The sequence below is a fragment of the Paenibacillus polysaccharolyticus genome, from assembly GCF_023714295.1.
Lineage (GTDB): Bacteria > Bacillota > Bacilli > Paenibacillales > Paenibacillaceae > Paenibacillus > Paenibacillus polysaccharolyticus_A.
This window is the reverse complement of record NZ_JAMAUN010000004.1, coordinates 145,992-172,587: the sequence shown is the minus strand read 5'-3', so window position 1 is coordinate 172,587 and position 26,596 is coordinate 145,992. Positions and strand designations below refer to the sequence as shown.

Here is a 26,596-nt window from a genome sequence, read left to right as displayed (position 1 = left end):
ATATTAAAACATGAGAAATTTGCGTCAAAATGAGGAGATGAACACATTATGAGTATCGATAAATATCAGGAAACGTATATCCAAACTAATTTTGCCGACCGTATCGGCGGCTCCAACTATGGTAAAGACACGAACATCTATAAATTCGAAAAAATCAAACGCGCGAAAGCTTCGGCCAAAAAAGACTTTCCCGATGTCGAACTGATTGACCTTGGGGTTGGTGAACCCGACGAGATGGCTGACGCAGGCATCGTTGCTGCACTTGCTGCAGAAGCGGCTAAACCAGAGAACCGTGGGTACGCCGATAATGGTATTCCTGAATTCAAAACAGCCGCAGCTGCTTACCTGAAAAACGTATTTAACGTGGATGGTATTGATGCGGATACAGAAATCGTACATTCCATCGGTTCCAAACCGGCTTTGGCAATGTTACCTTCTTGCTTCATTAATCCAGGTGATGTAACGATTATGACTGTGCCTGGTTATCCTGTAATGGGCACACACACGAAATATTTGGGTGGAGAAGTATTCAATATTCAATTGACCAAAGAGAACAACTTCTTGCCTGATCTGACAGCTATTCCTGAAGATATCGCTAAACGTGCAAAATTGCTTTATCTGAACTATCCAAATAACCCGACTGGTGCAAGTGCAACAGTGGAATTCTTTACAGAGGTCGTTGAATGGGCGAAAAAATACAATGTCGTTGTTGTTCACGATGCTCCATATGCAGCATTGACGTATGATGGCAAAAAGCCTTTCAGTTTCCTTTCTGTACCAGGAGCCAAAGATGTAGGTGTAGAACTGCACTCTCTCTCCAAATCTTACAACATGACAGGTTGGAGAATTGGCTTTGTAGCCGGTAATCCTCTCGTTGTCAAAGCATTCAGTGATGTGAAGGACAACAACGATTCCGGTCAATTCATCGCGATTCAGAAGGCAGCGGCTTACGGATTGAATCATCCTGAAATTACGGAGAAAATTGCAGAAAAGTATTCCCGCCGTCACGATATGCTGGTTGCAGCACTCAACGAGCTGGGCTTCCAAGCAGAGAAACCAAAAGGTTCTTTCTTCCTTTATGTTGAAGCACCAAAAGGTGTGGTCGGTGGACGTCGTTTCGAGTCAGGAGAAGACTTCTCCCAATTCTTAATTCGTGAGAAGCTGATTTCATCCGTACCTTGGGATGATGCAGGTAACTTTGTTCGTTTCTCTGTTACATTCATTGCGAGTGGCGAAGAAGAAGAGAAACGTGTTATTGCTGAAATCAAACGTCGTCTGAGTGATGTAGAGTTTGAATTTTAATTCAAACATGCGTTAATATGAACCATAATGGGTAAAAAGAGACCGGTACCGGTCTCTTTTTTATGTCAAAATATATCGTTTATCCTCTTTACAAAAATAACCAAGCAACTTATGATTAAGTCTTTACGTTATTTGTATAGACTAATCCGTTAGAATTGTTGTTGAAGGGAGTTATTGCTATTGTTTTCATCACGGCAAGACGCGTCTTCTGCTGTAGGTAATGCTGGAACCGTTTCTGGTTTGTTTAAATTGCTAAGGCCTAAACAGTGGACTAAAAATTTGTTGTTATTTGCAGCATTGTTATTTTCATTTGAGGAAATCCGAACGGAGACCATTGTTTCAACAGTGATTGGCTTTCTGTTATTTAGCCTTGTTGCAGGATGTGTGTATATACTGAACGACTATGTAGATCGGGAACGGGATAGGCAACATCCGACTAAGCAATTCCGTCCAATCGCTTCAGGGCAGGTTAATCCTACACATGCAATAGTATTCGGAATGGCTCTCCTTGTGTTTTCCTTGGGAGCTGCTTTTGTGATGAATCCGTTGTTCGGTGTATTGTGCATTGTGTATTTCCTACTGAACGTATCTTATTCTTTTGTACTGAAACATCTCGTTATTCTGGATATGATGACCATTGCGGCAGGCTTTGTGCTTCGTGCAATTGCTGGTGGTGTATTGATTCATGTGCCGTTCACCCCTTGGTTTCTGATTTGCACGATGTTGTTATCGCTGTTCCTTGCGATTGGTAAACGGAGAAATGAACTTACATTGCTCGAAGGCAACACAGGATCACATCGTAAAGTGCTGGATAATTACTCGATAACGTTACTGGATCAGTTCAACACGATCGTCACGACAGCAACCATCATCAGTTATTCACTGTTCACCTTTACGTCAGATCGCACTATTCATCTGATGTGGACCATTCCACTGGTGATTTATGGCATGTTCCGGTATTTGTATCTGATCCATATGAAAAATCAGGGCGGATCACCGGACCGGGTTTTATTTGAGGACAAGCCTATCCTGATTACGGTTATTTTGTATGTAGTGAGTGTGATTACGATTTTTGCCATTTTCGAATGATCATAGAGAGATTTAGTATAGAGGGGGATCAGGGTGAAACGAACGAAGGTTGCGATCTTTGATATCGATAAAACGATTATACGCAGTGACTCCATGTTTCAATTTGTATTTTATAGTGTGCGACGTTATCCTTGGCAAGTATGGCGTCTGCCTGTCATTGCATTCCATACCTTCCTATTCAAAGCGGGTATTATGACGGTTGAACGAGTTAAACGTTCCTATTTTCAAGAAATCAAACGTATGTCTGAAAAAGACCTGGAGCATTTTTTCGATACCCACCTCCGAACTTCCATATTTACGGAGGCGAGTGTAGAGATGCAACATCGGAAGGAAGCTGGATATCACGTGTTGCTCGTAACGGCTTCTCCGTATGCGTATATGAAGTATTTCAAAAATTTCCCTTGGGTCGATCATGTGATCGGAACCGAACTTGTTCGACATGAGAATGGTTATACCTGCATCATTGAAGGTGCCAATTGTAAGGGAGAAGAAAAGGTACGCCGGATTCAAGCTTATTTGGCCGAGAAAAACATGGAAATTGATTATGAGCAATCCTGCTCCTACTCCGATTCTTTATCTGATCTTCCCGTCATGCAGCTTGTGCGTCAGCGGTATTTTGTAAATAAACGTGTTCCTGAGATGGAGGCGTTAACGTGGGGGAAATAGGTTCACGTCACACCGGCAAATGGTTGATGCTGGCTTCTGCTTTCCTGACGGCGACAGGGCAATTGTTCTGGAAGTGGGGATTGACGGAGTGGATCTACATGGGTGTGGGTTTTCTATGTTACGGCATGGGAGCCATTTTGATGATTAAGGCATTCGCACGCGAAAAGCTCTCGGTAGCTTATCCGCTGATGTGTGCCAGTTATGTTTTTGCTCTAATCTACGGATATTTTTTGCTTGGTGAAGAAATTACGGTACAAAAGCTTGCGGCTGTTGTGCTCCTGGGAATCGGGGTGACATTAACCAGTGTGGATCGATAGTTGGATGATTGCTGTGTTAATCATGATGACCCTATGCGGAGCGATGGGCGGGGCTGGGTTGAAATTTTACGCAACGAGTCGTAAACGACTGCATGTGCTGATCGGACTTGGTTTTTATGGAACGGGTGCACTACTTAACATTGTGTTACTGAAGTTTCTGCCTCTAACTGTAGTGCTGCCTGCGAACGCTTTAACTTACGTTTGGACCCTTATTATTGCAAGATGGGCTTTTAAGGAGACGGTAGGACCAATGAGATGGATCGGCGTTATCTGTATAATGGGCGGACTATGCTTGCTGGTACTCTAGACCGGATTTTATATTTCTAATCTTTATCATTAACTATTGGATGTGAACGCATGAAATTTTTAGATTACATATTTTATGACCGTAGAGTGACTTGGACTGCTTTTGTTTTGTTCGCCGGTTTTGCTCTTTTTTATGGTTTGATGAATGGTTCTTATATTATGTATATCAGTCAAAACGCAGAGATGCTGGGAAAATATACACCGTTTAATACAGCGGTATTTCCACTTAACCTGTTTAATTTTGATCCTTCGATGTATTACGGAGATAACAGTTCTTCGGTTATTCACCCCTTAATATCTTATTTGGCGGTTACGCTCGGAGCTATTTCCAAGCTGCTGGGGGGCAATTGGTTTTTTCTGATATTACAATCCCTTGTGAATGCAGGTTCAGTTGTACTGGTCTTTGTTTTTCTAAGCCAAAATGAAACGAAATCCTCACATACACCGTTGTTGTTCGGGATGCTGTTTGGGTTCAGTTCGTACCTTATGTTTACAGCTTTTATCCCGGACTCGTATCCGTATGTGCAGTTTGTTATTCTTCTGTCTGTTCTATACTTGCAGTATTCGCGTGCACAGAAGCACGTCCGTTATGTCCCGAATGCGTTATTTGCGACGATTAACTTCGGATTGACCTCAACCAATATCGTGCCATTTGCCGGGGCTCTCTTCTTTAATATGCAAGTATGGCGTAGCAAGGCAGGTTGGAAAAAATATATCGGCATCATGTCACTCGCCGTGCTAATGATTGTAGTGTTAACAGCCATTCAGTATGTTGCATTTGGCGGCCGAAGCTGGATAAGCAACTGGCTGTTAGGCATTCAAAATGGGGGCACGAGTTACGCGACACCTTTCCAGTGGGCGGCACATTATAAAGCGTTAGTATTGCTGACGATCAATCCGATGTTATCCCCCCAAGTGCATCTGCTTGATCCGGGTATGGTCGCATTTGTCACAGACCTTACCCGTTCTAATCCGCTTTATGTTCAGATGACAGGTATACTTCTTTTGCTCCTCGCGCTGGCAGGTTTCATTTGTGGTATACGGGAGCGCAGTGTGTGGACGTTAATTCCGTACATTATATTCGCTTTCCTGCTTCACCTTGTTGTGGGATTCGGGCTGGCTGTGTACCAGTATGATATGTACCTGTACGCCGGACATTATTTGTTTGCTTTTTATCTGCTTGGTGGTATGTTTATCAGCAGTCTGCGCTCCGGGTTGGGTAAAAAAGTACTGATTGGACTGCTCGTAGCGTCCCTGCTTGTCACGGCGGGGAACAACATCTATCGTCATTTTGAAACCCTGTCGACGATTAAACAATCCTATGAACAGCTGGAACAGCAACGCTCTACACAGCGATGAGCGGATCTGTAAAAAGAATTGAATGAAAAGCGTGGCACAGCACATGATGATATCCTGTGTAGTAATACAAAAAGAAAAAGGCTTCTTGAACTTACGTTCAAGAGGCCTCTTTTGCGAAACTCAGGTACTGCTAAATACACAAATCAAGCAATGATTTTCGTTTTTTTCGCATTTTCAGCAGAACGTTTCGTTAAGCTGCTTAATGGTCGTTTTAACAAGAGAGCAAGAATAAGACTAAGCGCTATGAACAGACATAACCATAGGATGTCCTTTATGGCTGTTGACCATAGTATACCACCGACAGCTTCACGTAGCAGACTGATCGCATAAGTGAACGGCATGAACGGATTTAACGCTTGAAAAAAGGGCGAAGTCATGCTGATTGGGAAAGTACCACCCGAACTGGAGAACTGAAACACCATGAAGATAATAGCGATGCCTTTGCCAATATTACCGAATACAGATAAAAGCGTATATGTGATCGTGACAAACACTGCACTCACTAGCATGGCAAATACAATGAAAAACCATTGATCTGCGACATACGTCCCCAGAATCCAGATGTCTCCCGCTGTAACGCATATCGCCTGCAATAAACCAACGGTTAAGAAAGTAGCTAGGCGACCGAGATACAGTTCATATCCGCGGTATGTGCCCTCCGGGTTTTCTGCTTCCGCACGCAGCAGGGATATTAACAATGTTGAACCTACCCATAGTGATAATACGGCATAGAATGGTGACATGGCTGAACCGTAATTCGGAATGGGGTACAGGTTTTGTTCCTTAATCTGTACTGGACTCGCGAGGAATGCACTTTCCTCTTCAATATCCCCCCGCAACAATTTGGCGAGCTCGGCAAATTGATTATTGCCCTCGACTTCTCTTAATTTCTCGGCAGCCTTGCGGATTGCACTTTCCAGCTCTGGCAAGTCCTTACGAACAAGAGTAGCTACGCGATGTACTCCTCGTTGCACATCGAGCAGTTGATGCTGCACAAAGCTGGACGCTTTGCTAATTTGCTTCTCCGTCTGAGGCAGATCATTACGAACAAAATCGGCAGCCGCATTTAATTTATCCTCCAGCTTGGGCAGATCACGTTGAATAAGGGAAGACACCACATTCCAAGCACGGATAAAGGATTCACTCTTAGTGCCAACGGTTTGTGAAATCTCATGCACCTTAGCCTGAATGTCGGGTAGATCACCCTGAATTTTTTCCAGCTCCGTTTGACCAAATTGAATGCCTTCCTTCGCTGTAGCGAGAATTGCTGCAATGTCGGGAAGACGCTCCTTTGCTGCTTGCAACGTATTAGCTGACGTAGAGAGAACAGACTTTAGCTGATCGGTTGCATCCGTAAGCGCAGGAACAATCTGGCTATCAAAGGTGCTTAGGAAGCGATTGATCCCGGTGTTAATGTTTCTATTCATTTCATTTAATCGGGCAACAACATCTGCGGGAGGGATTGTATTCTCACGCAAGGCTGTACTGATGATCCCGGCCAGTTTTATTTGTTGCTGAAGTTGTTCGGATATCGTTTGTAATTGCTGTATCCTTGTTGCCAGTGGATGAGAGGGCAATAGAGCATCGATTTTGCCTAACAGATCAGACATACTATCCATGATTTTTACTGCAGTGCCTAGACGAGAAGTAAGACGGTCGATGTCATCAGCGCTTGGCAACTTACTCCAATCGGTTCCTTTTAATTGTTCGAACATATCGCCAGCTACGTTTGTTATTTGCTGCACGAACATCAGATTTTGCCGAATCGTTGGCGTAATCGATTGGAAAGCTTCCTGACTGGAACTTGCAAATTGATTTAATCCATTAGCAAACTGCACTGCGTTATCAGAAATTTCGGACACCTTATCCAAATCCTGCTCAGCATCAGAAACGATAGCAAGAGCTTGATTGGTCTTATCCAGGGCGGTTTGAATCACTCCAGAAACTTGTCCGAAGTTGGCATCAACCTCTTGAATGCGGGCGACGGCTTGCTCTATTTCCGGTATTCGATCTTGTAAGGCTACCACCTCTGAAGCAGCCGCTTTAATCTGAGGCCAATATTGCTGTACTTTTAGTACATATTCAGCAGCTTCATTAATTTCAGGCAGTCTTTTCTCTAATTCAACAATTTTTTGAGCCTGTTTTACAATCTCCGGCATGGCTTGGTCAACTTCGAGCACTTTCTGACCAGCTGTCTGGATTTCAGGCAGATTTTTCTCCAGCAAAAAGATGCCACTTTCCATTTTGCGTAGCGTTGGCAACTGTGCATTAATCTCTACGCCAGCTTCCTTCAGCTTGGTAAGCACTGCTTCACTGACGGCTTCGGTAAAATTCTCATTAATCTGCGTTGTAATGGCGGATACGCCCGAACCGGTTATTTTGGGAGCGATGGCATTAACCTTTTCATTGACTGTGTATATGACTTCCGGTCGATCCAGTTTTCCATCCACAATGCCCGTGATCCGTGATGAAAAATCAGCAGGAATGAGCAGGCTGGCATAATACTCACCGGTCTGAACACCTCGGTTAGCTTCGGCTTTATTCACAAATGTCCATCCCAGCTTGTGGTTGTGACTTAAACTATTCATTAACTCATCGCCAATATTAATGGCAGTACCCGTAACCGTGGCACCCTTGTCTTCACTAGTTACGGCGATTTTGATGCCTTGTGTATTACTGTACGGGTCCCAAACGGATTTGACATTTACCCAGTCGTATACACCTGGCAGTAATATGATTGCGACGATCAGAAATACACCTGTGGGTACTTTGAAAATATGTAGCCAGTCTGTCTTGTAAATTTGCCATATGTGACGCATGGTGTCCTCCTTCAAAATAATGAAGGGAGCTATAACAGTGAAGGGATAAGGTCACCTTCCTTACGTTGTTACTCCCTAAGCTATATGTATATCGGAAAAAAGGCAGATTTAATAAATGAACGTGTGTATAAACTTCCCCAATTGAAAGGAGACTGATTCATCGGCTTCATAGATTCAGGAGAAGTGTTTGAAAATAGGGGACAGGTGGTGTTATTTGGATTAGAAACAGGTTGTAATTGTCTATGGATAAATATGCAGGTTTGTTGTATAATTATAAATGACGAATGACATGTGATGTGACATGGATGTTTTGTCGCCTAAATGCTGATTCTAATAAGACGAAGCAGAGGATTTGCACCTGCGATGGTGAGGTGTTGACAGAGGGTTGTCTTTCTGTCATAATTCATGAAGACAAACGGGCATATGGAGATAGAACTCTGTGAGGTTCCTCATATGCACGACATGAATAGCACCTTTAAATCAGTCCCGTGAGACTGGCAAGGTAACGTGAACGATTCATCGTTTATTTGCTGCGGCAGATATAATGATGCATCCCGAGAGTAAACTTTCTTCAGCGACGTCTGAAGTTCGGAGACTCCTTGCCAATAAACACGGCAAGGAGTCTTTTTTGTTCTCCTCGTCACGGGGCCATGGTTTCGAAGGAAAATCCTGAGGAGGCTGAACGCATGAGCACAGAGACACATGTCATTATGGATGAAACGGCGATCCGCCGCGCATTGACAAGGATTGCCCATGAAATATTGGAGAAGAACAAAGGCATCGATAATTGCGTGCTGGTTGGAATCCGCACCCGCGGAGTGTATCTGGCCGAACGAATCGCCGCCAAGATCGAAGAGATTGAAGGCGCCAAAGTTCCCTGGGGAGAACTTGATGTAACCCTCTATCGTGATGACCGACTGGATGATAACCAGACGAATCGCAAGGAACTGTTGATTATGACACCTGAATCACTTTCCATTCATAACAAAAAAGTGATTTTGTTCGATGATGTGCTGTACACCGGACGCACAATACGAGCTGCGATGGATGCGCTCATGGACTGTGGAAGGCCACAGAACATACAGCTGGCAGTACTTGCAGACCGTGGGCACCGGGAACTACCGATCAGACCTGATTTTATTGGCAAAAACGTGCCGACATCCAAATCAGAAGAGATCGAGGTTGCACTCATGGAGACAGACGGACAGGATGAGGTCAAAATCATACAGAACCGAGGGGAGCAGGCATGATGATTACACAGACAGCATTGAAAGACCGGAGCTTGCTTGGATTAAAAGACATTAGCCGTGACGAGATCGAGTCCATTCTGAACCGTGCAGCCTACTGGGAAGCACAGAAGGAAAAACTCGTGCCGATCCTGGAGTCCCGCTTTGTAGCGAACATGTTCTTTGAGAACAGTACCCGCACCCGATTTTCATTTGAAATGGCAGAGAAGCGACTGGGAGCTCAGGTATTGAATTTCACAGCAGCTGCATCAAGTGTAGAAAAGGGAGAGTCGATCTATGACACGGTTCGAACACTCGAATCCATGGGGATTGATGCAGGGGTGATTCGCTTGAAACCGGCTGGTGTCTTGCAACAACTGGCTCAGAAGGTCAGTGTGCCGCTAGTGAATGCGGGAGATGGCAATAATGAGCATCCGACGCAGGCGCTCCTTGATCTCTACACGATGCGGAAGGCATTTGGTGAACTGAAAGGTTTACGTGTCTCAATCATCGGAGATATCATGCATAGCCGGGTAGCACGCTCTAACTTGTGGGCACTGCAGAAGTTTGGTGCAGATGTACGTTTCTGCGCACCGCAAACGATGCAAGCGCCGGAGCTTGCAGAGCACGCACCTTATGTAGGTCTTGAAGAAGCGCTGGATGCTGATGTAGTCATGATGCTCAGGGTTCAACTGGAACGTCATCAACATGGCCTGATCACTTCAGCTGAGGATTATCGCGAACACTACGGATTGACGGAAGAACGGGCGTCACGCCTGAAGCCAAGTACGATTATTATGCACCCTGCTCCTGTGAACCGTAACGTTGAAGTCGATGATGCGGTAGTAGAGAGTGAAGCTTCACGAATTTTCCCACAGATGGCAAACGGAGTTCCGATCCGCATGGCGGTTATGGAACGTGCGATGAAGCTGTAACAGGGCCTAGCATAGAGTCATAGGCTGGCGAGACGATGTTCTTGCACACCAATGAAGAGAGAGTAGACGATAAAACATTCATCTAGCGGATCTAACCTGCTGGACAGAACCGAAGCGGAGGGCAATTATGGTACAGGTGATAAAAAACGCAAACGTCTTGAATCAACAAGGGGAACTTGAACGGAAAACCATTCTTATAGAAGAAGGTAAAATTAAAACGATCGCTGGCCCGGAAGATGAAATCGTACGGAACGCCGAGAAGTCAGCAGAGCAGGTAACCGATGCATCAGGCAAGCTGGTGATCCCTGGATTAATCGATATGCATGTGCATCTACGCGAGCCTGGATTCGAACATAAAGAGACAATCGAAACAGGAGCTCGCTCCGCTGCGCAAGGCGGGTTTACAACCATTGCCTGCATGCCAAATACAAGACCGGTGACGGATACGCCCGAGGTTGTGGAACTGGTGTTGAATAAAGCGAAGGAAGCAGAGCTGGTTAAGGTGCTACCCTATGCAGCGATCACCAAAAACGAATTGGGCCGCGAACTGACCGACTTTGCCGCATTAAAAGCAGCGGGTGCGATCGGCTTCACGGACGACGGTGTAGGTGTGCAGAACGCGCAGATGATGAAGGATGCGATGAGCCTCGCAGCAAGCATGGATATGCCAGTGATTGCACACTGTGAGGATGATTCGCTAGTGGTTGGCGGATACGTTACTGAAGGTGAATTCTCCAAGCGCCATGGCATCAAAGGCATCCCGAACGAGTCCGAAGCCATTCACGTAGGCCGCGACATCCTGCTAGCAGAAGCAACAGGGGTACACTATCATGTGTGCCATGTCAGTACAGAACAATCGGTTCGTCTGATTCGTCTGGCGAAATCGATCGGCATCAAGGTGACCGCCGAGGTATGTCCGCACCACCTCGTTCTATCCGATGAAGATATCCCGGGCATGGATGCCAATTGGAAAATGAACCCGCCGCTGCGCTCACCACGTGATGTGCAGGCTTGTATCGAAGGTTTGGTGGATGGAACGCTCGACATGATCGTGACTGACCATGCACCGCATAGCGAAGAAGAGAAGGCCAAAGGCATGGAGCTCGCGCCGTTCGGAATTGTTGGATTCGAAACGGCCTTCCCGCTGCTATACACCAAGTTTGTTGAAACGGGCTTGTGGACGTTGGACTTCCTGGTCAAACGTATGACGGCTGATCCGGCTCGTGTATTCAGACTCGATACGGGCAAGCTGGAAGTGGGAGCACCTGCCGACCTGACGATGATTGATCTGAATCAGGAGAAGGCGGTTGACCCGGCAACGTTCGCAACAAAAGGCAGAAACACACCGTTCACAGGCTGGAAGCTGAAAGGCTGGCCGGTACACACATGGGTGGATGGCAAAAGTGTGTGGAATAACACGTTAGAGCAATAAAACAGCACTATGCTGACGTAATACATTGTTAAAAAGATACAATGGCACTCATAACAACTATTTTTTAACGAACTAAAAGCTTGATCAGTAAACACTTTTTATGAACAAACTCAAGGCAAGTCAAGCCTTGAGTCAAAATAGACGCAACAAAGAAAAGTTGAATCCTGCTTTTGAACATAGACGCGGGACGTAACTGCGGAGTGGGCAGAAAGAACCCGAAGAAGCGAAGCGCTCGCCTTTATCAACGAATTACTCCATTTGAAAAATGGAATTAAAGTAATTCGGGGATAACAGCGATCGCAAGGTTTTCTGACCATGAAGCTACAGCTAACGTACATCACTTATGTTCAACTCCAAGAATTCAACTTGGATAAACACAGAGGGAGTGAAATGGGATGCAGGGACAGGCAAGATTATTGTTGGAAGACGGCACGCTGTTCACCGGAAAAGCATTTGGTGCGGAAGGTGAAACGACAGGAGAGGTCGTTTTTAATACGGGAATTACAGGCTATCAAGAGGTACTTTCAGATCCTTCATACTGTGGCCAGATCGTAACGATGACGTATCCATTGATCGGTAACTACGGAATTACCCGGGATGACTTTGAGTCGATTCGTCCATACGTGCACGGTTTCGTGGTACGACGCCATGAGCCAACGCCGAGCAACTGGCGTGCAGAGTACAGCGTGGATAATCTGCTGAAAGAATACGGCATCGTAGGGATCAGCGAGATTGATACACGGATGTTGACTCGCCGGATTCGTCACCACGGTACAATGAAGGGAATTCTCACAACAGGATCGAAACCTGTCGAAGAACTGTTGGAGATGATGGGGGACACTACGATTGAGCAATTGCGTAACCAGGTGCCTATGACATCAACAGAGCATGTGTACAATAGCCCGGGAACAGCAGAACGTATCGTACTGGTCGACTACGGCGCAAAAACAGGGATTTTGCGTGAACTCAGCAAACGTAACTGTGACGTTGTCGTCGTGCCTCATGACGTAACTACTGACGAGATTCGTCGCCTGAACCCGGATGGCATTCAATTGTCCAACGGCCCTGGGGACCCGAAAGACGTACCTCATGCCGTGAACATGATCAGCGAGTTGCTTGGTGAATATCCGATCTTCGGTATCTGCCTGGGTCACCAGTTGTTCGCCCTGGCAGCAGGCGCAGACACGGAAAAACTCAAGTTTGGACACCGCGGAGGCAATCACCCGGTTAAAGAACTGGAGAGTGGCCGTTGCTTCATCACATCCCAAAACCACGGTTACACGGTAAACGAAGAATCTGTGAAAAGCACAGATCTTGAAGTTACACATATCAACAATAATGACAAGACCATCGAAGGTCTGAAACATAAAACATATCCTGCCTTCTCCGTACAATATCACCCGGAGGCAGCGCCAGGACCTTATGATAACAGCTACCTGTTTGATCGTTTCATCGAGATGATTCGTGAGCACAAGATCACTAACCCGCAAAAGCCGCGTCAAGCCGTATTGGCAGCCGCAGTGAAAGGAGCGCAATAACATGCCGATTAACAAAGATCTCAAAAAAATCCTGGTGATTGGTTCCGGTCCAATCGTCATCGGTCAAGCAGCCGAGTTCGACTATGCCGGTACGCAAGCTTGCCAGGCTCTGAAAGAAGAAGGCGTGGAAGTTGTACTCATTAACAGTAACCCTGCAACAATCATGACGGACACCAATATGGCTGACAAAGTGTACATTGAGCCAATTACGCTGGATTTTGTAACCCAAATCATTCGTCAGGAACGTCCGGACGGTTTGTTGCCAACACTGGGCGGCCAAACAGGTCTGAACATGGCCGTAGAACTCGCACGTGCGGGAGTACTTGAACGCGAAAACGTAAAATTGCTCGGAACACAACTGACTTCCATCGAAAAAGCGGAAGACCGTGATCTGTTCCGTGATTTGATGCGTGAGTTGGAACAGCCCGTACCTGAGAGTGTTATCGTTACAACGCTGGAAGAATCCCTGCAATTCGCGGGTGAGATCGGTTATCCAATCATCGTGCGTCCGGCCTACACGCTTGGCGGAACAGGCGGCGGAATCTGTGCAAACGAAGAAGAGTTGCGCGAAACCGTAGCAGCAGGACTTCGTTACAGCCCGATTGGTCAATGTCTGGTAGAGAAAAGCATCGCTGGCATGAAAGAAGTCGAGTACGAGGTTATGCGTGACAAAAACGATAACTGCATCGTAGTCTGCAACATGGAAAACTTTGACCCGGTAGGTGTTCATACAGGGGACAGTATCGTTGTGGCGCCGAGCCAAACGCTCTCTGACCGTGAGTACCAAATGCTTCGTTCCGCTTCCCTGAAAATCATTCGTGCCCTGAACATCGAGGGAGGATGTAACGTACAGTTCGCACTTGATCCACATAGCTTCCAATATTATGTTATCGAGGTTAACCCGCGTGTAAGCCGTTCATCCGCACTAGCTTCCAAAGCTACAGGGTACCCGATTGCGAAAATGGCTGCCAAAATCGCGATGGGTTACACGCTGGATGAGATTGTTAACCCGGTTACAGGCCAAACCTACGCTTGTTTTGAGCCGACACTTGACTATATCGTAAGCAAAATTCCACGCTGGCCGTTCGACAAGTTTACATCCGCGAACCGCAAACTGGGTACACAGATGAAAGCAACAGGCGAAGTAATGGCGATTGGACGTACGTTCGAAGAGTCCATTCACAAAGCGGTTCGTTCCCTGGAGATTGGTGTACACCGTCTGTACCTGAAAGGTGCAGAGACACTGGATGAAACTACGCTGAACGAACGTCTGATGAAAGCAGACGATGAGCGTATGTTCCTGATCGCGGAAGCTTTCCGCAGAGGGTATACGTTGCAACAACTGCAGGATCTGACCAAGATCGATTGGTGGTTCCTGGATAAAATTGAAGGGCTCATTAAGTTCGAAGACCGCGTTCGCGCAGAATCGGAATTGACTTCCGAAACGCTGTACCAAGCGAAACGACTTGGTTTTACGGACCGTGCTATCGCTGAATTACGTGCCGAAGGTCAACCTGGAGGTACATTGACGACGGAAGCAGAAGTCAGAGCACGCCGTGAAGAGGAGAACCTTCGTCCAGTTTACAAAATGGTAGATACCTGTGCGGCCGAGTTCGAAGCGACAACACCTTACTACTACTCGACGTATGAGACAGAAAATGAAGTATTGCCCTCGGACAAGAAAAAAGTGGTTGTACTTGGGTCGGGTCCGATCCGGATCGGTCAAGGTATTGAGTTCGACTACTCCACAGTACATGCGGTATGGGCATTGCAGAAAGCAGGATACGAGGCGGTTATTATCAATAATAACCCGGAGACTGTATCCACAGACTTTAACACCTCTGACCGCTTGTACTTCGAACCGTTGTTCTTCGAGGATGTGATGAACGTCATTGAACAAGAGCAACCGGTAGGCGTTATCGTGCAGTTCGGCGGGCAAACAGCGATCAACCTGGCAGCACCGCTGCGCAATGCAGGAGTAACGATCCTCGGAACGGATCTGGAAAGCATTGATGAAGCAGAGGATCGCAAGAAGTTCGAGCGTCTGCTCTCCCGTCTGGAGATTGCACAACCGAAAGGTAAAACGGTCACTTCCGTTGACGATGCTGTGGAAACAGCTCAATCCCTTGGATACCCTGTACTCGTTCGTCCTTCGTATGTTTTGGGCGGTCGTGCGATGGAGATTGTATACTCCGATGCGGAGCTCTTGACTTACATGGAGCAAGCGGTAAAAATCAATCCGGAGCATCCGGTTCTGATCGACCGTTACATGTTAGGTAAAGAAGTAGAAGTAGACGCCATCTGTGACGGTGAGACGGTCTTGGTTCCAGGTATCATGGAGCATATCGAACGCGCAGGGGTACACTCCGGTGACTCCATCGCGGTATATCCGCCACAGCATCTGTCTGCAGACCTAAAAGAAAAAATTGTAGAGATTACGATTAAAATAGCAAAAGAACTGAAAACAGTCGGTTTGGTAAACATCCAGTTTGTTATCCACGAGGGTCAGGTTTATGTTATCGAGGTTAACCCGCGTTCTTCCCGGACGGTTCCTTTCCTGAGTAAGGTAACCAACATTCCAATGGCGAACCTGGCAACACAAGCGATCTTGGGCGTAAAACTGAAAGACCTCGGTTATGTGGATGGTCTGTGGCCAGAAACGGATCACGTATCGGTCAAAGTACCTGTGTTCTCCTTCGCGAAGCTGCGCCGTGTTGAACCAACGCTCGGACCTGAGATGAAATCAACAGGCGAGGTTATGGGACGTGACCCGAACTATGCGAAAGCCCTGTTCAAAGGTCTTATCGGTGCGGGAATGAAAATCCCAGCTACTGGAGCCATTGTGGTTACTGTCGCTGACAAAGACAAGGACGAAGCAGTACCATTGCTTGAAGGTTTCTACAGACTGGGTTACAAAATCATGGCAACTGGCGGAACGGCAGCTTCGCTTCAAGCGGCTAACATTCCGGTAACCGTTGTGAACAAATTGAGCGAAGGCTCACCTAACATTCTCGATATGATCCGCAGTGGTGAAGCGAACTTTGTGTTCAATACCTTGACTAAAGGTAAAACACCACAGCGTGATGGATTCCGTATCCGCCGTGAAGCGGTGGAGAATGGTGTGGTATGTATGACTTCCCTGGATACCATTCGTGCGCTGCTGATCATGCTGCAAACGATCAACTTCTCCTCGGAGGCTATGCCGGCCTTTGTATAATGAATAGTCACTTGATGAAGGACATCAGTCAGCCCGCGGGCTGGCGGGATGTCCTTTATATCGGGCAAAAACGGAAAAAATGAGCACGCGGAAGGGGCGCTGGGATATGAATCACCCGAATTTCAATGAAATGGCTGGACGTCTGATGGTTGCACTCGATTATCCGGGGGCAGATGAGGCACAGAAACTGGTACAAGCTCTTGAGGGAATTCCCTGTTATCTCAAGGTCGGTATGCAGCTTTTCTATGCAGCGGGTCCGGACTTCATCCGGGAGTTGAAAGCGAGAGGCTACTCCGTGTTTCTTGACGTGAAAATGCATGATATTCCGAACACCGTGCGTGGGGGAGCCGAAAGCATCACACGTCTTGGAGTGGATATGTTTAATGTACATGCGGCGGGCGGGACCAGCATGATGCGTGCAGCACGTGAAGGCGCGGAATCGGCACTCGCTGCTAATCCTTCGCTAACAAGACCTGAGATTATCGCTGTGACGCAATTGACCAGCACGAGCCTAGAGACGATGAATAACGAGATCGGTATCCTTGGGAGTGTGGAGCAAGCGGTCGTTCGTTATGCCGGACTGGCGCAGGAAGCCGGGCTCGATGGTGTGGTGGCTTCTCCGCTCGAAGTGCCAGCGATTCGGGCAGCATGTGGCGGTGATTTTCGCACAGTGACCCCCGGCATTCGCCCAGCAGGCAGCGGCCTAGGCGACCAGACACGTGTCCTGACACCAGGTGAGGCCATTAGCAGAGGCAGTCATTACATCGTTGTGGGCAGACCCATTACTGGTGCACGAAACCCGCGTGAAGCGGCAGAGACCATTTTGAAGGAGATGTTGAACGTATGATCGAACTTAGCCAAATTCCAAACCATATTGCTTCCCAGTTGCTAAAAATTAAAGCGGTGGCACTGCGTCCACAGCAGCCATTCACATGGACATCCGGCATCAAATCACCAATTTATTGTGATAATCGGCTGACGATGTCTTATCCTGAGATCCGTAACGATATTGCCGAGGCATTTGCCGCGATCATTCGTGACCAGTATCCAGATGCAGAAGTAATCGCAGGTACAGCAACGGCAGGCATTCCGCACGCTGCATGGGTAGCTCAGAAGCTTAATCTGCCGATGGCTTATATTCGAGATAAGGCGAAAGGCCACGGTAAGGAAAACCTGATTGAAGGTCTCATCAGCGAAGGGCAGAAAGTAGTTGTGATCGAGGATTTAATTTCAACCGGAGGTAGTTCGATTAAAGCGGCAGAAGCTGTACGGCTTGCAGGGGCGACACCACTCGTGGTTCTTGCCATTTTCAGCTACCAGCTGGACAAAGGTGTGAAAGCATTCGAGGAAGCCGGTATACCGCTACAAACGCTGTCCAATTATACAGCGCTGATGGATGTTGCGTTGGCTCAAGGAACCATTCAAGAGAGTGATTTTGCACTGCTTCAATCGTGGCGCGAAGATCCTTCTTCATTTGGAAAATAATATCATCGCATCAACAATAGACTGCTACTGAGCAAACGGTATCAAAATTGTAATGATTCCCGTAATGACGGGAAAACAATCGAATAATCAAGAGGCATCCCGTAACTTGGGGTGCTTTTTTGTTATGTTCATCAAAATATTAACTTTTTCACACTGACGTTGTAAAAAGCTTGTAACTTTTAGTGGAGAGCAGTCGTTTATAATTCAGTGTAGCATGGAACAGATTTCTAGATTTAGGGCGCATGAAGGAAATGCGCGGTATAACAAGAGAGGATGAGCGTGATTGCTGGCATGAAAAAGTTATTTTCAAGGAAAAGAACTGCCAAGAGCCAATCGAGTGAAGAACGCGAACAGGCACAATCTATGCTGGAGCAAAGGGCTACATCGGAAGAATCTTCGTACATAACGGAGCCCGAGCCTCTAAGCAAGGAAGCGCTCACGTCAGATGAGGTGTCTGCTATGGAAGAGTCTGCAACGGCTATAGCCATAGAGGAAACACCGCAGAAGACCAAAGCGAAGCCGAGAAAGGAACTGTTGCCTCCGTATGATGGACCCGTGTTGGAGGTACGCAATGTTCATCGTAGCTTTCAGACAGGCAGTCGTATCATTCATGTGCTCAAAGGCATTGATATGGAAGTAAAGCCGCAACAGCTTGTTATGCTGAAAGGACGGTCTGGCTCAGGTAAAACAACATTGCTGAATATGCTTGGCGGACTTGACCAGCCTTCGAGCGGAGAGATTTTATTCTCCGGACAGCCTCTTCAGGATTGGGGAGATCAACGGCGAACAGCTTTGCGGCGCAGAGAGATCGGATTTATTTTTCAAGCGTATGCACTTATGCCTTTATTATCTGCTTGGGAAAATGTAGAGCTTTCGCTCCGTATGGCGGATGTACCGCGATCGGAATGGAAGGACAGAGTAGGTCACTGTCTGGACTTGGTTGGACTGAGCAAACGGGTGAAGCACCGACCTTTTGAAATGTCCGGGGGGGAGCAGCAACGGGTGGCCATCGCTAAAGCGATTGCACACAGGCCTCGGTTGTTGCTTGCGGATGAACCAACGGCGGAGCTGGATTCCAAAATGGGTGCACAGGTTATGGCTGTGTTCCGCAATATCATTGAAGTAGAGCAAGTAACGATATGTATGACTACACACGATCCTACAATTTTGGAGGTTGCGGACCATGTTTATGAAATGGCGGACGGCAGATTTCTCACGTAAAGGTGCCGTTCCGAAGAGGGGGAAACGCACAGCGCTTATTGTACTTGGTGCAATACTCGCTGCAACGATGTCAGGCTGTTCATTGCTGCCATCTGAATCGGAGGAAGAGGTGCTTCCACCAATAACACCGCCAACGATCTCCAAAAAGCCGGAATATGAAGTCCGTACGGAGACGCTGGAGAAAAAGGTGAGCGGTAGTGGAAAGATGATGAGTCAGCGTGAAGAAAAAGTATATTTTACGCTGGATGGTATGCACATTAAGGAATTGAATGTAAAAACAGGAGATAAAGTGAAGAAAGGACAGGTTCTCGCTGTCCTAGACGTAACAAGTGTGGAGAAGGAGATTCGCGGCAAGCGGCTTCAGATTCGCAAATCGGAAGTACAGATGAAGGAAACGCTGCGCAAGAAGGACGAGATGGACCCGGTGGAGTTTGAAGAAGCGACTATTGCTTTTGAAGAACTTCGTCAGGAGCTTGCCGATCTGGAAGAAAAGCTGGGACAATCCACGTTGACGGCTCCCTTTGGAGGTACCGTGATTGCGGTTCAAGTGGAGAAGGGCGCATCGGTCAAAGCGTATGATCCTATTGCGACCATTGCGGATACGTCCAACCTGGTTGTGGCAGCTACATTTGCCAAGGAGGATCTAGAGAAATTTACGTCTGGCATGAAGGCTGAAGTTGACATCAACGGTGCTGGCAAAGTGGCTGGCAAAATCAAAGCAATGCCTACGGCGGATGCTTCAAGTAACAATAATGGCAATGGATCAGGTCAGGGCGAAGGAGGCTCACCTCCGGCGAAGGAAACGCTGGATCAATATGTCCTTGTTACCTTGGCGAAGATGCCTAAAAATGTAGAACGCGGTACGCCTTTAACGGTTTCGATCGTAACTCAGCGCACCGAGAACGCAATTGTCATTCCTGTATCTGCTCTGCGCTCCATCGGTTCCAGAACCTATGTACAGGTGATCGAGAATGATGGAAGCAAGCGTGAAGTGGATGTTGAGGTTGGACAGCAGACATCAACTGATGTCGAGATTCTGAAGGGTCTGACGGTTGGTCAGAAAGTTGTGGGACGCTAATGGGGCTGCCATTGCTTCGGCTGCTGTTCCGCAAAATGTGGAACACACGCTGGATGACCTTCAGCACATTAATCGGTTTGATTGTGGCGGTAGCGTTCACCGTCAGTATTCCAATGTATGCCGATGGTGCGTTGAAACGGGTTGTCGCACAGACGCTGCAGGATAACAGTGAAGGTTTGCCAGCAGGATCGCTGTTGATGAGTTATCAGGCACCTGGGGGTGCAAAAACCGATACCAGAGGACTGGATGAGGTGGATCGCTACATTCGTGAGGATGTTCCTCGCGATATTGGATTTCCATTTCATACGTATGTGAATTCGAGATCCATTCGCAGTACAGAAGTCAATCCTGAAGATCCGACCAAAGTGGATGCAAGCCGCGTGCGGAGTATGACTCTGGGTACGATGAGTGGGCTGGATGATCAGGTGAATTACTCGGCTGGTGTCAAACCAGGGAATCAGGTTAAAGACGACATTATCGAAGCTGTGATGCTGGAAGAAGGGATGTACCGGAATGATCTGCATGTGGGTGATATTTTGGAATACCCGATATACAGTGGTCTGAATATCACGTTGCGTGTGAAAATTACGGGTTCCTTCAAGGCCGACAATCCGAATAGTCCCTATTGGGTTCAAGGCTTCGACGGTATGATGAATGGACTTTATGTGAATGAATCGGTTTTTAACGACGTATTACTCAAAGAAAAGGGTATTCCACTGCAGAATTCACGCTGGTATTATGCATTTGATCTGAAAGATGTTCAAACCAGTCAGTTATCTGGCCTAAGCTCAGTGTTGGAACGGCTGGATATTGATCTCTATCAGCGGCTGAAAGATACCAAGGTCGATATTACCTTCGGTGATCTGCTCAAACAATTCCGTAGCCAGAGTCTGCAGCTGCAGACGATGTTGTTTACGCTCGCTGCGCCAATGATTGCAATGGTCTTTTATTTTATCGCGATGAATGCCAGACAATCCTTGCAAAAACAGGAAAGTGACATTGCTGTGCTTCGCAGCCGCGGAGCTTCGGCTCGTCAAATCTTTTCGCTCTATCTGCTTGAAGGTATTTTCTTGGGCGCGATTGCGTTGGTGGTTGGTCCGTTTTTGGGATGGTTCATGGCGAAGAGTATCGGCTCGGCAAGTGGATTCTTATCCTTTGTGGATCGCAAATCTATTCCGATTGGGGTCTCCAAAGAAGCGATTTTGCTTGGGATGGTAGCGGTACTTGTAGCCATTATTGCATCACTGATTCCAGCGATTACGTACGCACGGGCAACCATTGTATCCGCCAAAAGACGCCAGGCACGTACCGATCGTGCGCCGCTTTGGCAACGCTGGTTCCTTGATGTGGTACTGCTCGGTCTGGCGGGATACGGGTATTATCTGTTTTATGAACGTCAGATGCTGACGTTCCAAACGGGGATGACGACGGATCAGTTACAGGTGCAGCCGTTTCTGTTCTTTGTACCTGCGCTAGCGATCTTTGCGCTTGGACTGTTTTTCCTGCGTTTGTTCCCATGGATTTTGAAACTGATACAGTTGATCGGACGCAAGTTATTGCCAGTTCCAATGTATCTGACGTTGACACAGTTATCCCGTTCATCTTCATCCTACTATCCGCTCATGATTCTATTAGTGCTGACGCTCGGTCTTGGAGTATATAACTCGGCCGCAGCGCGAACCATTGATTTGAATTCGACGGAGCGCACGCTTTACCGTTATGGCTCGGATGTTATTATGCAAACGGTATGGGAAGGAACCCCCGAGGTGAAGCCAGGAGGTTCTGGACAGGGCGGCGGGTCAGGCGGCGGGCAGCAAGGTGGAGGCAACGGAGGGGCCGGTGGAGGAAATGGTGGTGGCGGAGCTCCTGGTGGAGGAGGTGGCGGTGGCGGTTCATCGCAGCCAACCAAAATCATATACTCCGAGCCACCATTTGAAGTGTTCCGCCAACTAAACGGTGTGGAGCATGCTGCACGGGTACTGCAGACGAAGGGCAACATTATTGTCTCGGGTAAATCTGGCGGACAAGGGATGCTCGTCGGTATTGATAATGTTGACTTTGCCAAAGTAGCTTGGTTCCGTAACGATCTATTCCCTGCACATCCTTACAAATATCTTGATTTGCTTGGTAAATATGAAGGGGCTGTACTGATCTCTTCGAAATTTGCTGACAAGTTCAAGCTCAAAACGGGAGACATGGTCTCCATGGGGATACAAGGTCAAGCAATCGAATTTGTTGTTTTTGGCATTATTCCATACTGGCCTTCACAATACCCGGATCAGATGCCATTCTTCGTGGCTAATCTGGATTATATTTATGATCAGGTTCCGCTAATGCCCTACGAGGTATGGTTAAAAATGAAACCGGATGCCAAGGTGGCTCCATTAATGGAGAAGCTTGCGGCAGAAGGCATTGAGCTATCCTCTGTCCGTGATGTGCGGACTGAACTGGTTACTCAGGGAAAACATCCATCCAGAGGCGGAGTATTCGGCATTCTGAGTCTGGGATTCCTTGTATCGGTGATCATTTCGTTAATCGGTTACGTGCTGTATTGGTTCTTTAACCTCTCGGGACGCGTGGTACAGTTCGGTGTCCTGCGGGCTATGGGTCTATCCAGAGCACAACTTAGCGGTATGTTATTGCTGGAGCAGGTGTTCACCGCTGGGCTTTCGATCTTGCTGGGGATTAGTATCGGTCAGGTTTCAAGCAGGCTCTTCCTGCCGTTCTTGCAAACGACCGATAACGTGTCTGCGCAAGTTCCGCCATTCCGCATCGTCTTTGAACAGCAGGATATGTTGCAACTGTACGGCGTAACCGTAGTTATGTTGATCATCGGAGCATCGATGTTGCTCTGGCAGATTCGCAGGCTCAGAGTTCATCAGGCGGTCAAAATGGGAGAGGAGAGGTAAACGTGATCCAATGCGAAGGACTTGTCAAAATTTTTAAATCCAGCGATGTGGAAGTCGTTGCCCTTCAAGGTCTCAATCTGACCGTCAATCAAGGCGAAATGATGGCGATCATCGGCAACAGCGGTAGTGGTAAATCAACGCTGCTTAACATCCTTGGCGGCTTGGACCGCCCTACCGCTGGCACGGCGGTGGTTGGGGATTGGGATCTGCTTAAAATGACGGATGCTCAACTGGTGGAATACAAACGTCACACGGTTGGATTTATCTGGCAAAATAACGGTCGCAATCTGCTGCCTTATCTCACCGCACTGGAAAATGTAGAAACACCGATGATTCTGGGTGGCAAACGTGATCGTAAGTACGCCATGCAGCTACTCGAATGGGTTGGTCTGAAGGATCGAATGCATAACAAACTGCATCAACTGTCGGGCGGGGAGCAGCAGCGTGTAGCCATTGCGATTTCCTTGTCCAATCGGCCAAAGATTTTGCTGGCGGATGAGCCTACAGGTTCTGTGGATTCCGAGACGTGTGATACGATCATGAACATTTTTCGGAAAATGAATAAGGAACTCGGCGTCACCATTGTCATTGTTACCCATGACTTGACGCTTGCTGGTAAGGTTGATCGGATCGTTGCGATTCGGGACGGCCTGACCAGTACTGAATTTGTGAAACGCAATCCGAATCTGGATGACGATCAGGGGCTGTCTGAAGCAGGCGCGCCTGACGTTCATGAAGCTTTTGTCATTATTGATCGTGCGGGGCGGCTTCAGGTGCCAAAAGAGTATCTGGAAGCCTTGTCCATTGATAGCCGGGCGACATTGGAGTTTGACGGTGAACGTATTGTTATTACACCGCCAAGATAATTTAAGAGGGGGAACTGGGAGATGAAAAACAGGTTGTGGGGAAAACGTGTGCTGGCCATCATGGCAACAGCAACACTGGCTTTGCCGCTTATCGCAGGATGTACAGCAAGTGAGAATACGGATAATGAACAGCGCGTGCTGCGCGTAGCGACACTCTGGGGAGGACAGGATGATAGCTACTTCCGTCAGCAATTTACGGATGCTTTTGAGCTTACGCACAAAAATGTCACGGTTGAAATCGTGCCTGCGGTTGATCAGGGCAGCATGTATGGCTTTGGAAATTCCGAACAACCTAACGAAATGCCAGATACCATGGAGAGCTTGAAGAAAATTATGACGGGAGATAATCCGGTGGATGTCGTTGTAGCGGATACGGCTACGATTAAGTCATTAATTCAGGAGAATATGGTTAAGCAGCTTGATCCGTTAATGCAGGAAGACAAATTTGACACCAGCGATATTGTGCCAAGTGTGCTTGAGGGGATCAAAGATCTGGGTGACCAGAACATCTATGCGCTGACACCGACGTTCTCTTCTTCTGCTTTGTTCTATAACAAGGGAATGTTTGAAAAAGCGGGTGTCGAACCGCCAACGGACAACATGACCTGGGACGATATCTTTAATCTGGCGACTCGCCTTACTAAAGGCGAAGGGAAAGACCATATCTTCGGAATGTCGTTCAGCACATATAACGGAGGTTCTCCGTATTATTCTATGCAGCAGTATTATAATTCGTTGCAGTTGAAGGTTTTTGACGATAAGGCAGAGAAAATGACCGTAGATTCTCCGCAATGGGAGAAAGTGTGGAGTACGGTCAGCAAGCTGGCGATTGACAAAGTGATCCCGAAAGGCGACGAACCACAGAATCAGCAAACAGAAGGACGTTACGATCCGGTTCAGGGTGACTTGTTCCTTAGTGGCAAAACAGCGATGGCGATCGGGGATTATAATTACATCAATCAGTTAATTGATGCCAATAAAAATGCAGATAAAATGAAAGATTTTACGAAAATAGATTGGGACGTTGTTACCCCACCCGTTCATCCAGAGGCTCCTGAGGTCGGAGGGAACATCTATCTGAGCAGCTTGATGGCGATCAACAGCTCTGCTCAGAACCCGGATGATGCCTGGGAACTGATCAAGTATATGAATAGCGAGGATTGGGCGAAGATCAAGGCACGTAGCAGCTATGAATTGGTATCCCGGAAAAGCTTCATTAAACCAAAAGACGGTTTGGATTACAATATTCAGGCGTTCTACACGTTGAAGCCGGTGCCGCCAACGAGCACCAATCTCGATAAAATGTATCAGAAGATGCCTGGACTGTGGCAGGTAAGCGACAAAGGTATGGAGTACTTTAATCAAGTGTTAGAAAATAAAAAGACACCAAAAGAAGCACTGGGTGAATGGGCAGCCAAAGGGAACGAGATGCTTGCGAAGTTGAAAAAAGACCCTAAAGCAACATTCCAATAAGTTATTATCATCAATAATGAGGCCGCTGGAGATTTTCTCATCTCTGGCGGCTATTTTTACGAATTTGGGGTATTCTACAAGTAACAGCAGTATATGATTCCTTTGGAAAGGACGAGCAGGATGAAATGGATATATTTCAGCAAGCTGTATGCAACGAAATTTCAAGCAGGCTGCCTGGCAAAAAGACTGGAGCAGGATGGCTGGATTTACGGACACAATGAGCCCGAAGAAGTTGAAGTATATCGTTCACGTAAAGGTCGGTATGGTGTACGATTTATTCCCTGAGATTACCCCTTGACTTGTAATGGAGTAATGGTGTATATTAATTAAGTCGCTGTTTATTAATTTTAACGACGCGGGGTGGAGCAGCCCGGTAGCTCGTCGGGCTCATAACCCGAAGGCCGCAGGTTCAAATCCTGCCCCCGCAATATAGCTTTACTTGGTGGTTTACAGCGACCATCTGCACTGTTATATATTATTTTGTCTAGGGCCCTTAGCTCAGTTGGTTAGAGCGGTCGGCTCATAACCGATTGGTCACAGGTTCGAGTCCTGTAGGGCCCATATTTTAGAACCCTTGCGATGCAAGGGTTTTTTTCTGTTTTTATAGCATTAATCTATAGTTTATATTACGGGCAGAGGCGGAGTGTCTCTACCTTTCACCTAGTGGACTTTAACTTTTTTCAAGTAAGGGGATGGATGTCCATGCCAGATGATGATTCTCGCATATACTATCTCAATTCCACCTATAGGAGGTAGATTTCATGACTCAATTAATTGATGCAAGAACCTCGCAAAATGCGAGTTTGGCTAACTCCATCGCCATACCAATTCTTGTTATTAACACTCCCCAGTTGTTTGGACAGATTGGTTTGGTGACAACAGCCGGTATCGGCGCGAATCCACGGGTTCAATTCAAAGGAACTGTTTCGTTGCAACTTCCTTTGGCACTCGTTGGTGTCACGATTACAGTAGTTCGGGGAACTGTCTCAACAGATCCGGTCATTTACTCCGCAACATCCACATTTAACTTGAGTGTTCTGGCACCACAGGTTATTACCTTCTCTGCCGACGATTTCAATCCGCCAATTACACCACAATTAACGTATACTGCTTTTATTAGCACGAACTTGCTGGGTACTGTTCGTGTAGGTCCAGAGAACTTTGACGGTGTCTTATACTCTGACTAATGGTTACTCGCTTATAAGAAATATAAATGCGAATCCAATCTTTTTTTTTTGATTTGCTACGAAGTTTATGTATTTCAATTTTATTTGGCGTTGTGCCTGTTTCCATGCGGAGCAGGCTTTTTTTGTAGAGAGGGTAGAAAGGAATGACGCGCTGTATTCGGGGAAGAATAA

General features: G+C 47.1%; 21 protein-coding genes and 2 tRNA genes. 22 read left to right on the top strand and 1 reads right to left on the bottom strand.

Annotation, left to right across the window (positions count from 1 at the left end):
• Positions 1–48: 48 nt before the first annotated feature.
• The 6 genes from M3629_RS13445 to M3629_RS13420 all read left to right on the top strand — a co-directional run bounded on the left by M3629_RS13445 (position 49) and on the right by M3629_RS13420 (position 5,039).
• Positions 49–1,302, top strand: a complete 1,254-nt coding sequence (locus tag M3629_RS13445) for an LL-diaminopimelate aminotransferase (RefSeq protein ID WP_090923739.1) — start codon at positions 49–51, stop codon at positions 1,300–1,302.
• A gap of 180 nt (positions 1,303–1,482) precedes the next feature.
• Positions 1,483–2,391, top strand: coding sequence for a decaprenyl-phosphate phosphoribosyltransferase (locus tag M3629_RS13440; RefSeq protein WP_251507083.1), 909 nt, complete (start codon positions 1,483–1,485; stop codon positions 2,389–2,391).
• 33 nt (positions 2,392–2,424) lie between these two features.
• On the top strand, positions 2,425–3,057 hold the full coding sequence (locus tag M3629_RS13435; protein WP_251507081.1) for an HAD family hydrolase: 633 nt from the start codon (positions 2,425–2,427) through the stop codon (positions 3,055–3,057).
• A gap of 26 nt (positions 3,058–3,083) precedes the next feature.
• A complete protein-coding gene (locus tag M3629_RS13430) occupies positions 3,084–3,374 on the top strand; it encodes an EamA family transporter (protein WP_090923793.1) in 291 nt (96 codons plus the stop codon).
• A complete protein-coding gene (locus M3629_RS13425; protein WP_251507078.1) occupies positions 3,361–3,681 on the top strand; it encodes an EamA family transporter in 321 nt (106 codons plus the stop codon). Before M3629_RS13430 ends, M3629_RS13425 begins: the two co-directional genes overlap by 14 nt.
• Positions 3,682–3,731: 50 nt before the next feature.
• Positions 3,732–5,039: a DUF6080 domain-containing protein gene (locus M3629_RS13420; RefSeq protein ID WP_251507077.1), complete on the top strand. Its 1,308-nt coding sequence runs from the start codon at positions 3,732–3,734 to the stop codon at positions 5,037–5,039.
• 143 nt (positions 5,040–5,182) lie between these two features.
• On the opposite strand, the gene M3629_RS13415 is transcribed toward M3629_RS13420, so the two are convergent.
• Positions 5,183–7,858 carry a YhgE/Pip domain-containing protein gene (locus tag M3629_RS13415; RefSeq protein WP_251507075.1) on the bottom strand — a complete coding sequence of 892 codons (2,676 nt, stop codon included), beginning with the start codon at positions 7,856–7,858 and terminating at the stop codon, positions 5,183–5,185.
• Between the two features lie 686 nt (positions 7,859–8,544).
• On the opposite strand from M3629_RS13415, the gene pyrR reads away from it, so the two are divergent.
• The 16 genes from pyrR to M3629_RS13335 all read left to right on the top strand — a co-directional run bounded on the left by pyrR (position 8,545) and on the right by M3629_RS13335 (position 26,425).
• A complete protein-coding gene (gene pyrR, locus M3629_RS13410; protein ID WP_251507073.1) occupies positions 8,545–9,108 on the top strand; it encodes a bifunctional pyr operon transcriptional regulator/uracil phosphoribosyltransferase PyrR in 564 nt (187 codons plus the stop codon).
• Positions 9,108–10,019 carry an aspartate carbamoyltransferase catalytic subunit gene (locus tag M3629_RS13405; RefSeq protein WP_435368226.1) on the top strand — a complete coding sequence of 304 codons (912 nt, stop codon included), beginning with the start codon at positions 9,108–9,110 and terminating at the stop codon, positions 10,017–10,019. Before pyrR ends, M3629_RS13405 begins: the two co-directional genes overlap by 1 nt.
• A gap of 127 nt (positions 10,020–10,146) precedes the next feature.
• Positions 10,147–11,451 (top strand): dihydroorotase, encoded by a 1,305-nt coding sequence (locus M3629_RS13400; protein ID WP_251507069.1) that lies wholly within the window; start codon positions 10,147–10,149, stop codon positions 11,449–11,451.
• 395 nt (positions 11,452–11,846) lie between these two features.
• Positions 11,847–12,989 carry a glutamine-hydrolyzing carbamoyl-phosphate synthase small subunit gene (gene carA, locus M3629_RS13395; protein ID WP_251507067.1) on the top strand — a complete coding sequence of 381 codons (1,143 nt, stop codon included), beginning with the start codon at positions 11,847–11,849 and terminating at the stop codon, positions 12,987–12,989.
• A 1-nt stretch (position 12,990) separates the two neighbouring features.
• Positions 12,991–16,206: a carbamoyl-phosphate synthase large subunit gene (gene carB / locus M3629_RS13390; RefSeq protein ID WP_251507065.1), complete on the top strand. Its 3,216-nt coding sequence runs from the start codon at positions 12,991–12,993 to the stop codon at positions 16,204–16,206.
• A gap of 106 nt (positions 16,207–16,312) precedes the next feature.
• Positions 16,313–17,053, top strand: a complete 741-nt coding sequence (pyrF, locus tag M3629_RS13385; protein WP_285888701.1) for an orotidine-5'-phosphate decarboxylase — start codon at positions 16,313–16,315, stop codon at positions 17,051–17,053.
• A complete protein-coding gene (gene pyrE, locus M3629_RS13380) occupies positions 17,050–17,691 on the top strand; it encodes an orotate phosphoribosyltransferase (protein ID WP_251507063.1) in 642 nt (213 codons plus the stop codon). The genes pyrF and pyrE overlap by 4 nt, the downstream gene beginning before the upstream one ends.
• Positions 17,692–17,964: 273 nt before the next feature.
• Positions 17,965–18,912 carry an ABC transporter ATP-binding protein gene (locus M3629_RS13375; RefSeq protein ID WP_251507061.1) on the top strand — a complete coding sequence of 316 codons (948 nt, stop codon included), beginning with the start codon at positions 17,965–17,967 and terminating at the stop codon, positions 18,910–18,912.
• Positions 18,875–19,990 carry an efflux RND transporter periplasmic adaptor subunit gene (locus tag M3629_RS13370; RefSeq protein WP_251507059.1) on the top strand — a complete coding sequence of 372 codons (1,116 nt, stop codon included), beginning with the start codon at positions 18,875–18,877 and terminating at the stop codon, positions 19,988–19,990. The genes M3629_RS13375 and M3629_RS13370 overlap by 38 nt, the downstream gene beginning before the upstream one ends.
• Positions 19,990–22,899, top strand: coding sequence for an ABC transporter permease (locus M3629_RS13365; RefSeq protein ID WP_251507057.1), 2,910 nt, complete (start codon positions 19,990–19,992; stop codon positions 22,897–22,899). Before M3629_RS13370 ends, M3629_RS13365 begins: the two co-directional genes overlap by 1 nt.
• A 2-nt stretch (positions 22,900–22,901) precedes the next feature.
• Positions 22,902–23,765: an ABC transporter ATP-binding protein gene (locus tag M3629_RS13360; protein WP_090923725.1), complete on the top strand. Its 864-nt coding sequence runs from the start codon at positions 22,902–22,904 to the stop codon at positions 23,763–23,765.
• A gap of 21 nt (positions 23,766–23,786) precedes the next feature.
• Complete coding sequence (locus tag M3629_RS13355; protein ID WP_251507055.1) at positions 23,787–25,238, top strand: ABC transporter substrate-binding protein; 1,452 nt, start codon at positions 23,787–23,789, stop codon at positions 25,236–25,238.
• 120 nt (positions 25,239–25,358) lie between these two features.
• Positions 25,359–25,523 (top strand): hypothetical protein, encoded by a 165-nt coding sequence (locus tag M3629_RS13350; protein ID WP_167375813.1) that lies wholly within the window; start codon positions 25,359–25,361, stop codon positions 25,521–25,523.
• A gap of 69 nt (positions 25,524–25,592) precedes the next feature.
• Positions 25,593–25,666: transfer RNA gene (locus M3629_RS13345), tRNA-Met, on the top strand.
• A 59-nt stretch (positions 25,667–25,725) separates the two neighbouring features.
• Positions 25,726–25,799 (top strand) — tRNA-Ile (locus M3629_RS13340).
• Between the two features lie 200 nt (positions 25,800–25,999).
• Entirely contained in the window at positions 26,000–26,425 is a 426-nt protein-coding gene (locus M3629_RS13335) for a hypothetical protein (protein ID WP_251507052.1), read from the top strand.
• Positions 26,426–26,596: the final 171 nt, after the last annotated feature.